This is a genomic window from Paraburkholderia sp., assembly GCF_035948235.1.
In the GTDB taxonomy this organism is placed as follows: Bacteria; Pseudomonadota; Gammaproteobacteria; order Burkholderiales; family Burkholderiaceae; genus Paraburkholderia.
In genome coordinates, this window is sequence record NZ_DASZJJ010000338.1 from 1 (window position 1) to 11859 (window position 11859).

Annotated in this window: 8 protein-coding genes; 4 read left to right on the forward strand and 4 right to left on the reverse strand. The window is 65.6% G+C overall.

What is annotated here, in order from left to right; all coding sequences use genetic code 11:
- The 3 genes from acnD to prpB form a co-directional block, all read right to left on the reverse strand.
- A partial coding sequence (gene acnD, locus VG320_RS29900) for a Fe/S-dependent 2-methylisocitrate dehydratase AcnD (protein WP_327203692.1) occupies positions 1-2559 on the reverse strand: 2559 nt, incomplete at its 3' end.
- Between the two features lie 96 nt (positions 2560-2655).
- Positions 2656-3822 carry a bifunctional 2-methylcitrate synthase/citrate synthase gene (prpC, locus tag VG320_RS29905; protein ID WP_327203693.1) on the reverse strand — a complete coding sequence of 389 codons (1167 nt, stop codon included), beginning with the start codon at positions 3820-3822 and terminating at the stop codon, positions 2656-2658.
- Positions 3823-3889: 67 nt separating this feature from the next.
- Positions 3890-4780: a methylisocitrate lyase gene (gene prpB, locus VG320_RS29910; RefSeq protein ID WP_327203694.1), complete on the reverse strand. Its 891-nt coding sequence runs from the start codon at positions 4778-4780 to the stop codon at positions 3890-3892.
- Between the two features lie 208 nt (positions 4781-4988).
- Between prpB and prpR the strand changes: the two genes are divergently transcribed.
- The gene (gene prpR / locus VG320_RS29915; RefSeq protein ID WP_327203695.1) at positions 4989-6977 is read left to right on the forward strand and encodes a propionate catabolism operon regulatory protein PrpR; all 1989 of its coding nucleotides are present in this window, start codon (positions 4989-4991) and stop codon (positions 6975-6977) included.
- Positions 6978-7001: 24 nt separating this feature from the next.
- Here prpR and VG320_RS29920 read toward each other — a convergent pair whose 3' ends face one another.
- Positions 7002-7394 (reverse strand): hypothetical protein, encoded by a 393-nt coding sequence (locus VG320_RS29920; protein ID WP_327203696.1) that lies wholly within the window; start codon positions 7392-7394, stop codon positions 7002-7004.
- A 345-nt stretch (positions 7395-7739) separates the two neighbouring features.
- Between VG320_RS29920 and VG320_RS29925 the strand changes: the two genes are divergently transcribed.
- From VG320_RS29925 to VG320_RS29935, 3 genes are all read left to right on the forward strand, one after another.
- Positions 7740-8195 carry a (2Fe-2S)-binding protein gene (locus VG320_RS29925; RefSeq protein ID WP_327203697.1) on the forward strand — a complete coding sequence of 152 codons (456 nt, stop codon included), beginning with the start codon at positions 7740-7742 and terminating at the stop codon, positions 8193-8195.
- A gap of 3 nt (positions 8196-8198) precedes the next feature.
- Complete coding sequence (locus tag VG320_RS29930; RefSeq protein ID WP_327203698.1) at positions 8199-10442, forward strand: xanthine dehydrogenase family protein molybdopterin-binding subunit; 2244 nt, start codon at positions 8199-8201, stop codon at positions 10440-10442.
- 89 nt (positions 10443-10531) lie between these two features.
- A complete protein-coding gene (locus VG320_RS29935; protein ID WP_327203699.1) occupies positions 10532-11827 on the forward strand; it encodes a cytochrome c in 1296 nt (431 codons plus the stop codon).
- Positions 11828-11859: the final 32 nt, after the last annotated feature.

Below are 11859 nucleotides of genomic sequence, written 5' to 3' on the forward strand. Positions count from 1 at the left end.
GAAGCGTTGCAGTACGCCGCCTGCTTCGTAGATCGAGACCTCCTCAGCCGTGTCCAGTCGGCAGGTGACCGGTACTGCCACGCGTTCGCCATTCCCGCGCTGGATCACCAGCGTCAGTTCCGCGCGCGGCGTGCGCTCGCCAATCACGTCGAAAGTCTCCGTGCCGTCGATGCCCAGCGTCGTGCGGTTCGTGCCCGCCTTGAACTCCAGCGGCAACACGCCCATGCCGATCAGATTCGTGCGGTGAATGCGCTCGAAGCCCTCCGCCACGATCACTTCCACGCCCGCCAGACGCACGCCCTTGGCCGCCCAGTCGCGCGACGAGCCCTGGCCATAGTCCGCACCCGCGATGATGATGAGCGGCTGCTTGCGTTCCATGTAGGTTTCGATCGCTTCCCACATGCGCACGACCTTGCCTTCCGGCTCGATGCGCGCAAGCGAGCCCTTCTTCACCGCGCCATCCACCACCGCCATCTCGTTGACGAGCGTGGGGTTCGCGAAGGTCGCGCGCTGCGCCGTCAGGTGGTCGCCGCGGTGCGTGGCGTACGAGTTGAAGTCCTCTTCGGGCAGGCCCATTTTCGCGAGGTATTCGCCCGCTGCGCTGTTCGCGAGGATCGCGTTGGACGGCGACAAATGGTCCGTCGTGATGTTGTCGCCCAGCACCGCCAGCGCCCGCAGGCCGCGCAGCGTGCGCTCGCCCGCCAGCGCGCCTTCCCAATACGGCGGACGGCGGATATAGGTGCTTTGCGCGCGCCAGTCGTAAAGCGGGTCCGTGGTCTCGCCGCTGTCGGCCGTAAGCGCGAACATCGATTCGTACACCTTGCGGAACTGCTCGGGCTTCACGCTCTGCGCCACGATCGCGTCGATTTCCTCGTCGCTCGGCCACAGGTCCTTCAGATAGACCGGTTGACCGTTCTGATCCGTGCCCAACGCATCCTTTTCGATGTCGAAGCGGATCGTGCCCGCAATCGCATACGCCACGACCAGCGGCGGCGAGGCCAAAAACGCCTGCTTGGCATACGGGTGGATGCGACCGTCGAAGTTGCGGTTGCCCGACAGCACGGCTGTCGCATACAGGTCGCGATCGACGATTTCCTGCTGGATCTTCGGGTCGAGCGCGCCCGACATGCCGTTACAGGTGGTGCACGCAAACGCGACGATGCCAAAGCCCAGCTTCTCCAGATCCGGCAGCAGCTTCGCTTCTTCCAGATACAGTTCGACCGCCTTCGATCCTGGCGCGAGCGAGCTTTTCACCCACGGCTTGCGCGTCAGGCCGCGCGCGTTCGCATTGCGCGCGAGCAGCGCCGCAGCGATCACGTTGCGCGGATTGCTGGTGTTCGTGCAACTCGTGATGGCCGCGATGATGACCGCGCCGTCGGGCATCTGGCCCGGCGTTTCTTCCCACTTGCCCGCGATGCCGCGTTCGGCCAGCGCCGAGGTAGGCAGGCGCTTGTGCGGGTTCGACGGGCCGGCCATGTTGCGCACCACGCTCGACAGGTCGAACGTCAGCGTGCGCTCGTACTGCGCGTGCGCCAGCGAATCGGCCCACAGGCCCGCAGTTTTCGCGTAGGTTTCGACCAGCCTGACCTGCTCGTCCTCGCGGCCCGTGAGGCGCAGATAGTCGAGCGTCTGGTTGTCGATGAAGAACATCGCGGCCGTGGCGCCATACTCGGGCGCCATGTTCGAGATCGTGGCGCGGTCGCCGAGCGTGAGGCTCGCTGCGCCTTCACCGCGAAACTCCAGGTACGCGCCAACCACCTTTTCCTTGCGCAGGAATTCGGTGAGCGCGAGCACGATGTCGGTGGCCGTGATGCCCGGCTGGCGCTTGCCCGTGAGTTCCACGCCGACGATATCCGGCAGGCGCATCCAAGAGGCACGGCCCAGCATGACGTTTTCGGCTTCCAGTCCACCCACGCCGATGGCGATCACGCCCAGCGCATCCACATGCGGCGTGTGGCTGTCGGTACCCACGCAGGTGTCCGGATAGGCCACGCCGTCGAGCACGCCAATCACGGGCGACATTTTCTCCAGATTGATCTGGTGCATGATGCCGTTGCCAGGCGGAATCACGTCGATGTTCTTGAACGCCTTCTTGGTCCAGTTGATGAAGTCGAAGCGGTCGACGTTGCGACGATCCTCAATGGCGCGGTTCTTCTCGAACGCCTGCGGATCGAAGCCGCCGCATTCCACGGCGAGCGAGTGATCGACGATCAGTTGAACCGGCACCACCGGGTTGACCTTGGCGGGGTCGCCGCCCTGGTCTGCGATGGCGTCGCGCAGGCCTGCAAGATCGACGAGCGCGGTCTGGCCAAGAATGTCGTGGCACACGACACGCGCCGGGTACCACGGGAAATCGAGGTCGCGGCGGCGCTCGACGAGCTGCTGCAGCGACGCGGTGAGGGTGGCCGGCTCGCAGCGGCGCACGAGGTTTTCGGCGAGTACGCGCGAGGTGTAGGGCAACGTGTCCCAGGCGCCGGGCTGGATCGCTTCGACGGCTTCGCGCGCGTCGAAGTAATCGAGCCGGGTGCCGGGAAGAGGCTTGCGGTGAGCAGTATTCACGGCTGGGGGACCAATATGTAGTAAGCGGGCGGGGACCAGCGCAATGCTACGCGCGCCAGCCTCCCGTTCCCATTAGCCGAACGGCCAATGATGCGATCAGCGCTTGCCGATCGGCACGAACTTGAGATTTTCCGGACCCGTGTAGTTGGCGCTCGGGCGGATGATCTTGTTGTCCACGCGCTGTTCGATGATGTGCGCGCTCCAGCCGGCGGTGCGCGCGATCACGAACAGCGGCGTGAACATCGCCGTCGGCACGCCCATCATGTGATACGAAACGGCGCTGAACCAGTCGAGGTTCGGGAACATCTTCTTGACGTCCCACATCGTCGATTCAAGGCGCTCGGCGATATCGAACAGCTTCAGGTTCGACTGCTCTTTCGAGAGCTTCTTCGCCACTTCCTTGATGACCTTGTTGCGCGGGTCCGAGATCGTGTACACCGGATGGCCGAAGCCGATCACGACTTCCTTCTTCTCCACGCGCGCGCGGATGTCGGCTTCCGCCTGATCCGGGTCTTCATAGCGCGACTGGATTTCAAACGCCACTTCGTTCGCGCCGCCGTGCTTCGGACCGCGCAGCGCGCCGATCGCGCCCGTGATCGCCGAATAGATGTCCGCGCCCGTGCCCGCAATCACGCGGCCCGTGAAGGTCGAGGCGTTGAACTCATGTTCGGCGTAGAGATTGAGCGAAACGTGCATCGCATCGACCCACGACTTCGACGGCGCAACGCCGTGCAGCAGATGCAGGAAATGGCCGCCGATCGAATCGTCGTCGGTTTCCACTTCGATACGCTTGCCGTTGTGCGAGTAGTGATACCAGTACAGCAGCATCGAGCCGAGCGACGCCATCAGGCGGTCGGCGATATCGCGCGCGCCCGGCAGATTGTGGTCGTCCTTCTCGGGCAGCACGGTGCCGAGCACGGACACGCCCGTGCGCATCACGTCCATCGGGTGCGCGGAAGCCGGCACCCATTCGAGCGCCGCCTTCACGTTCGCGGGCAGGCCACGCAGCGCCTTCAGCTTCGTTTTGTAGGCGGCCAGTTCAGCCGTGTTCGGCAGCTTGCCGTGCACGAGCAGATAAGCGACTTCTTCGAATTCGCAGGCCGTGGCGAGATCCAGAATGTCGTAGCCGCGATAGTGCAGGTCGTTGCCGGTGCGGCCCACGGTACACAGCGCCGTGTTGCCCGCCGCCACGCCCGACAGCGCGACCGACTTCTTCGGCTTGAAACCGCCTGCGCTTTGCGTGGCGTTGTCCGTTTCGCTCATGGTGTCTTCCTCTCTCGATCTAATAGGGTTGCGCGTCGTGGGGACGCGCGATGCGTGATGACGGTGATTACTTCTTCGATGCGAACAGCGCGTCGAGCTTGTTTTCGTATTCGTGATAGCCGAGGTACTTGTACAGATCCTCGCGCGACTGCATGGTCGAAACCGCAGCCTTTTGCGTGCCGTCGCGCTTGACCGTCTCGTAGAAGTTCAGCGCGGCCGCGTTCATGGCGCGATAGGCGCCGCAGCAGTAGAGCGCGATATCCACGTTGGCGCTCTTGAGTTCCTCGGTGGTGAAGAACGGCGTGGAGCCGAATTCCGTGAGGTTGGCGAGAATCGGCACCTTCACGGCGGCGCGGAAACGACGGTAGTCGTCCAGCGTCTTCATGGCTTCGGGGAAGATCATGTCCGCGCCCGCTTCCACGTAGGCGACGGCGCGCTCAATGGCGGCGTCGATGCCTTCCACGGCGGCGGCGTCGGTGCGGGCCATGATGACGAAGCCGTCGTCCGTGCGGGCGTCGACGGCGGCCTTCACGCGGTCAACCATTTCGTCGGTCGGCACGACTTCCTTGTTCGGGCGATGGCCGCAGCGCTTCTGGCCCACCTGGTCTTCCATGTGCACGGCCGCGACGCCCGCCTTGATGAACGACTTGATCGTGCGCGCGATGTTGAAGGCGCCGCCCCAGCCGGTGTCGATATCGACCATCAGCGGGATGTCGACGGCGTCGGTGATGCGGCGCGCGTCGATCAGCACGTCGTCCATCGTGCTGATGCCCAGATCGGGCACGCCCAGCGAATTGGCGGCCACGCCGCCGCCCGACAGATAGACGGCCTTGAAGCCGGTTTGCTCGGCGAGTTTGGCGGCGTAGGCGGTGATCGCGCCCACGACCTGCAGCGGTTGTTCGGCAGCCACGGCCGCGCGGAATTTCGCGCCGGCGCTTGCGGGGGATTTGCTGTTCATGCGTCATGTCTCCGAAGGAATCGGCGCTGATACTGCAGATACCGTGCCAGCGCGTAAGCAGTGGTCGAGGCTTTGCCTAAGGCGTTGATTTTGCGCCTGAACGCCGTCGATGGGGTTCTCGCCCTCATTTCCATTGTGAAATGTCGATTTCAAATCTGAAATCGACGCGCGATAATGAAATCCCGCTGGAATTCGCATTGGGTTGTTCATGAACCGCTTCCCCTCCGCTTCCGAACCGTTCCGCCCGCGCGTCTGGGCGATGGGCATCAGCCGCCTGCGCGATCTGTTTCGCGACATCGCAGGTGAATACGACGAACTTGCCGATCTGCGCGTGGTGCCGCGCGGCTTCGAGGAGGCGGTGGCCGAGATCGCAGCGGCCGGGCCGAACCAGCGCCCCGACGTGGTGGTGGCGGCGGGCTCGAACGGCACCTATCTGAAGGCGCGCATCGACCTGCCCGTGGTGCTGGTGCAGCCTACCGGTTTCGACGTGATGCAGGCGCTGGCGCGCGCGCGCCGCGAGGCCGATCTGGTGGCGCTCGTGACCTATGGCGAAACGCCGATGGAAGTGCGTCGCTTCGCGAGCGCCTATGGCATCGACGTGGTGTTCGCCTCGTATCGCACGGTGCAGGACGCAGAAGCCTGCGTGCTCGATCTGCGCGATCGCGGCGTGGGCGCGGTGGTGGGGCCGGGCCACGTCAACGATCTGGCGGCGCGCTTCGGACTCGTGCCGTTTTTTGTGTATTCGCGATCTTCGGTGCGCGCGGCCTTCGACAATGCGCTTGGAGTCGTGCAGGCCACCTGGCGCGAAACGCAGCGGCGTCAGCGTCTGGACAGCGTGCTGCAGCATCTGCGCGACGGCGTGGTGGCGCTCGATGCGCGCGGGCGCGTGGAGGCGATCAACCAGCGTCTCGCGGGCGTACTCGGCATCGATCCGGTGGCGGCGGCGGGCCAGCCGCTCGCCTCGCTCGCGCCCGACATTGCCTTCACGCTGCCCGACGCCGATGGCGAATCGCTCGAAACCATTCGCGGCGTGAGCTATGTCGTGCATCGCGGCCCGCTGGTCGATAACGGCGTGACCACGGGCGCGGTGCTCACGTTCCAGGAGTCGCGCGCGGTGGAGCGTCTGGATCGCACCTTGCGCTCGCGCCAGCGCACGCAGCAGTTCGTGGCGCGCTATCGCATCGGCGACCTGAGCGGTGCAACGCCGGGCATCGCGCGTGTGCGGCAACTCGCGCAGCGCTACGCGAAATCCGATGCGACCGTGCTGATTCGCGGCGAAAGCGGCACCGGCAAGGAGATGGTCGCGCAGGGCATTCACCGCGAAAGTCCGCGGCGCGATTTCCCCTTCGTCGCGATCAATTGCGGCGCATTTCCCGAGGCGCTGCTGGAGAGCGAACTGTTCGGCTACGAGGAGGGGGCGTTCACGGGCGCGCGGCGTGGCGGCAAGGTCGGGCTGATCGAGGCGGCGCATCGCGGCACGCTTTTCCTCGATGAAATCGGCGAGATGCCCTTGCCGTTGCAAAGCCGTTTGCTGCGCGTGCTGCAGGAGCGCGAAGTGGTGCGGCTGGGCGCGACCGAGCCGACGCGCGTCGACGTGCGCGTGGTGGCAGCAACGCACCGCGCGCTCACCGAGCAGATCGACAGCGGCGAGTTTCGCGCCGACCTGTTCTATCGCCTGAACATTCTGAATCTGGCGATCCCGCCGCTGCGCGAACGTGGCGAGGACATCGTGCCGCTGGCGGCGGAATTGCTGCTGCAATCGGCGCGTCGCGAGCCGCGCGTGGCGCTGCGCGTGCGCACCCAGGACGATGCGATGCGCGCGCTTGGCTTGATCGGCCACGCACTCGAACGTCACCCGTGGCCGGGCAACGTGCGCGAATTGCAGAACGTGGTCGAGCGGGTGATCGTGGAACTCGCGGATTCGGACGTCGATGTGCTCACGCCCGAGGTGCTGCGCGCAATCGCGCCGGAGGTGTTCGAGACGGCGCGCAATGCGCCCCGGCAAGCGGCGGATCGCGCTATCGAACCGCTTACGCTGCGCGAACGCAGCCTGAACGTGCAAGCCGATGAAATCCGCGCGGCGCTCGATGCCTGCGGCGGCGACCGCGATCGCGTGTGCGCCATGCTCGGCATCAGCAAGACGACCTTGTGGCGGCGTTTGAGCGCCGCGAAGAAAGCCGCGCGCGATGTGGCTTGATCGCGCGCGGTCTTTAAAGCTACGTCAGTTCTTCACACCGTTGAGCAACTGCGCGACTACGCCGTGCAGTTGCAGCACGTGCGGACTCTTCTGCAGCAGCGCCTGATAGCGCTCGAAGAATTCCGCCGATTCCTGACCGGAGAACAACGCCGTCACGCCTTCGGCCGCGCCGATGCGGTCTTCGGGTTTGGCGTCCTTCGCATCCAGCGTTTCGTCGACATTGGCGATCACCGTCGAGAGCGGCATCAGCCAGCGAAATCCCGTACCGTTGATGAGTACCTGCAGAAAGGCCGCAGGCGTGGTCGGGCCGAATTCACGCTCGTATTCGGCGCGCTCGTGGTCGAGCATCGCCTTGTGCAGGTTGAGCAGCGGCTTGCGGACTTCGGAAAGAAATTGAATCGCGCGGGCTTCGTCCATCGTGGCGGCTCCTTGGGTTCATCAAGATGCTTGATATGCGTGCGATAGCGCGTGCTTTCAAGGCGCGCGCCCGTCGAACGATGGTAGCGCAAGGCCGCAACGCGTGTCGTTAGCGCTTGCGGATCGTGCGGCTGCACGCTTGCCAGCGCGCGAATAAAGTCGGCGCTACACTCGGCCAATTCTCACAAACTCGCTTACAAACCCGCTCGCAAGGCCGCTTTCGCGCGCCGTTCGCGCAAATGTCCCACCATTTGCGCACGCTGCTGGAACAACGCGCATGCATGGCCTTCGATTGATCGTACGTAGTTAACAATCATCGATATCCCCACACCGGAGAGCCGCCTCATGACGACGTTAACCATCAATGGCGAGACCCATACGATCGACGCGCCTCCCGACATGCCGCTGCTCTGGGTGCTGCGCGACATCATCGGGCTGACGGGCACGAAATTCGGCTGCGGCATCGCGCAATGCGGCGCCTGCACGGTGCACCTGGACGGCGAGGCGACGCGCTCGTGCGTGCTGCCGGTGGCGGCGCTCGAAGGCCGCAAGATCACCACGATCGAGGCCGTGGGCGCGACGCCCGCCGGGCAGAAGGTGCAGAAGGCCTGGCGCGAGATCGACGTGGTGCAGTGCGGCTACTGCCAGTCGGGGCAGGTAATGTCGGCGGCGGCGCTGATCGCGCAGAACGCCAATCCCAGCGACGCCGATATCGACGCCGCCATGGCCGGCAACATCTGCCGCTGTGGCACCTATAGCCGCATCCGCGCGGCCATCAAGCAAGCTGCGAAGGAGGCCTGAGCGATGTCACAAGGTCTTCTCGACGCGCAGAACGGTGCTGCGCGGGCGTCTTCTGCTGCTTCGTTTTCCCGGCGCACGTTTCTGAAACTCGGCGCGGCGGCGGGCGGCGGTCTGCTGCTCGGCTTCAGTGTTGGCGCGGGCGCGCAGGGCGACAGCGCGGCGCGCCAGTCGGTGGTGGGCGGCGACGGCAATGAAACGCCGCAGGACGGCGTGTTCGAGCCGAACGCCTTCGTGCAGATCGACCGCAACGGCAAGGTCACGCTCATCATCCCCAAGGTGGAGATGGGGCAGGGCGTGTACACGTCGATTCCGATGCTGATCGCCGAAGAACTGGAAGTGCCGCTCGATAGCGTCACGGTCGATCACGCGCCGCCCGACGCGAAGCTCTTCACCGACCCGCTGCTGGGCGGTCAGCTCACGGGCGGCTCGACCTCGATCCGCTACGCGTGGGAACCGATGCGCCGTGCGGGCGCGACCGCGCGCGTGGCGCTGATCGCGGCGGCGGCGCAGCAATGGCAGGTCGATCCCGGCGCCTGTCATGCGAAGAACGGCGAAGTGCTGCACGACGCAAGCGGGCGGCGCGCATCCTACGGCCAGCTTGTAGACGCGGCGGCGAAACTGCCCGCGCCACAGAACGTGACGCTCAAGAGTCCGAAGGATTTTGCCATCATCGGCAAGCCCACGAAGCGGCTCGATTCGCCGGAAAAAGTCGATGGATCGGCGATGTTCGGTCTGGACGTGCGGCTGCCCAATATGGTCTACGCGGCGATCGTCAATTGCCCGGTGTTCGGTGGCACGCTCGCGCGCGTGGACGACACGCACGCCAAGCAGATTCCCGGCGTCACGCAGGTCGTGAAGATCGACAACGCCGTGGCCGTGATCGGCGCGCACACCTGGGCTGCGAAGCGCGGCGCGGCGGCGCTCGTGATCGAGTGGAACGAGGGCGCGGCGGCCAATCTGTCGATGCGGCAGATCGTCGGCGATCTGGCCAGTGCCGCGCAGCAGCAACAAGGCGCGGTCGCGCGCAAGGACGGCGACGTGCAGCAGGCTTTCGGCGGTGCGAAAACGCGTGTCGATGCGGTTTATCAGCAGCCGTTTCTGGCGCACGCGACCATGGAGCCGATCAACTGCACCGTGCAGGTGCGCGCCGACGCCTGCGAAATCTGGGTCGGCACCCAGGTGCCCACGCGCGCCGTCGATGCGGCCGTGGCCGTCACCGGCCTCAAGCCGGAGCAGATCGTGCTGCACAACCATCTGCTCGGCGGCGGTTTTGGGCGGCGTCTGGAAGTCGATGCGATCACCCAGGCGCTCAAGGTCGGCAAGCAGGTGAGCACGCCCGTCAAGGTGTTCTGGACGCGCGAAGAAGACATCCAGCACGACATGTACCGGCCGTTCTACTACGACCGCATCTCCGCCGGACTCGACGCCAACGGCAAGCCGGTGGCGTGGCAGCACCGCATCGTCGGCTCGTCGATCATGGCGCGTTTCGCGCCGCCGGCCTTCAAGAACGGCGTCGATCCGGACGCCGTCGAAGTGGCCGCCGATCTGCCCTACGACCTGCCGAATCAACTGATCGAGTACGTGCGACAGGAGCCGCATACGGTGCCCACCGCTTTCTGGCGCGGCGTCGGGCCGACGCGCGGCACCTTCGTGGTGGAGAGCTTTATCGACGAATGCGCGGTGGCCGCCAAGACCGATCCCGTGCAGTACCGGCGCAATCTGCTCGGCAAGTCGCCGCGTGCGCTGGGCGTGCTCGACGTGGCCACGCGCGCCGCCAACTGGGGACCGCCGATGCCAAAGGGGCAAGGGCGCGGCGTGTCGGTGATGCACGCGTTCGGCAGCTTCTTTGCGATGGTCGCCGATGTGACCGTCACCAATGGCGAAGTGCGCGTGAACCGCGTGGTGGCGGCGGTCGATTGCGGCATGGTGGTGAACCCGACCACCATCGAGGCGCAGGTGCAGGGCGGCATCGTGTTCGGCATCTCGGCGGCGCTTTATAGCGAGATCACGATCGAGCGCGGGCGCGTGCAGCAGCGCAATTTCACCGACTACCGCATCCTGCGCATCGACGAAGCGCCGGTGATCGAAGTGCATATCGTGCCGAGCGCCGAAGCGCCCGGCGGGATCGGCGAGCCGGGCACCGCGGCGCTCGCGCCTGCGGTGACCAACGCGATCTACGCGGCCACCGGCCAGCGCCTGCGGCATCTGCCCGTGGGTCGCCAGCTCATGAACTCGCAAACCGCCTGAGGAGGACGACGATGAAAACGTTCAACGCATCCTCCATCGCGCGAGGATTTGCTACTAACTGTCTGGCCCCGACGCTCACGGCGGCTTTGATGACTTTGGCGCCGGGTTGGGCCTACGCGGCCGATACCACCACCGCGCCCGCCAGTGCCGATGCCGCCACGATCCAGCGCGGCGCCTATCTCGCCCAGGCCGGCGACTGTGCGGCCTGCCACACCGTGTCGGGCGGCAAGCCGTTCGCGGGCGGCCTGCCGATGAGTACGCCGCTCGGCCATATCTACACGACCAACATCACGCCCGATCCGGACACGGGCATCGGCGGCTATACGCTGGACGATTTCGCGCGCGCCATGCGCGAGGGCGTGGCGAAGGACGGCCACAACCTTTATCCGGCGATGCCGTACCCGTCCTACGCCAAAGTGCGCGACGACGACGTAGCCGCGCTCTACGCGTACTTCATGCACGGCGTGCAGCCGGTCAAGCAGGCCAATCGCGACAGCGACATCAAATGGCCGATGAATATGCGCTGGCCGCTCAAGCTGTGGAATCTCGTGTTCCTCAAGAAGGGCGTGTACGAGGACAAAGCGGGCAAGGACGCCGCATGGAATCGCGGGGCGTATCTCGTACAGGGGCTCGGGCACTGCGGCTCGTGCCATACGCCGCGCGGTATCGGCTTCAACGAGCAGGCGCTCGACGAAAGCGGCACGGAGTTCCTGACCGGCGCGCTGCTCGACAACTGGTTCGCCTCAAACCTTACGGGAGAGCACAACACGGGGCTCGGGCGCTGGAGCCAGGCCGATCTCGCGCAGTTCCTCAAGACGGGCGCGAACCAGCACGCGTCGGCGTTTGGCGCGATGACAAGCGTCATCAACAACAGCACCCAGGCGATGAACGACGCCGACGTCAACGCGATCGCGGGCTATCTCAAGTCGCTGCCGCCCGCAGGCGGACATGGCGGCGAGGCATACGCCTACGACGCGCAGGCGACGAAGGTGTCGCTCGGGCGGCCCGCGAACGATGCGGGCGCGCGGGTCTACACGGCGTTCTGCATGCACTGCCACGGCGTCGATGGACGCGGCTTCGCGCCCATGTTCGCGCCGCTCGCGGGCAATCCGAACGTGCTGGAAAGCAATGCCGCGTCGCTTATCAACGTGACGCTCAACGGCACCGGCGACCTCGTGATCCAGGGCATTCCAGCGCCGTATCCGATGCCGCCGTATCGCGACCAGCTCAACGACCAGCAGATCGCCGATGTGCTGAGCTTTATCCGTGCGGGCTGGAACAACCGGGCGGGTTCGGTCGGCACGGGCGATGTGGCGAAGCTGCGCGCGGCGACGCAACCCGAGGCGCAATCGTCGCAATCGGCACAAGCTGGGCAATCGCAGTGAAGCGCGCGGCGGCCGCCAACGCCTTGACGGCG

Coding starts and splice junctions, on each gene's coding strand:
- prpC (WP_327203693.1), bottom strand. CDS start 3,822: ATGAGCGAAACGGACAACGCCACGCAAAGCGCAGGCGGTTTCAAGCCG.
- prpB (WP_327203694.1), bottom strand. CDS start 4,780: ATGAACAGCAAATCCCCCGCAAGCGCCGGCGCGAAATTCCGCGCGGCC.
- prpR (WP_327203695.1), top strand. CDS start 4,989: ATGAACCGCTTCCCCTCCGCTTCCGAACCGTTCCGCCCGCGCGTCTGG.
- VG320_RS29920 (WP_327203696.1), bottom strand. CDS start 7,394: ATGGACGAAGCCCGCGCGATTCAATTTCTTTCCGAAGTCCGCAAGCCG.
- VG320_RS29925 (WP_327203697.1), top strand. CDS start 7,740: ATGACGACGTTAACCATCAATGGCGAGACCCATACGATCGACGCGCCT.
- VG320_RS29930 (WP_327203698.1), top strand. CDS start 8,199: ATGTCACAAGGTCTTCTCGACGCGCAGAACGGTGCTGCGCGGGCGTCT.
- VG320_RS29935 (WP_327203699.1), top strand. CDS start 10,532: ATGACTTTGGCGCCGGGTTGGGCCTACGCGGCCGATACCACCACCGCG.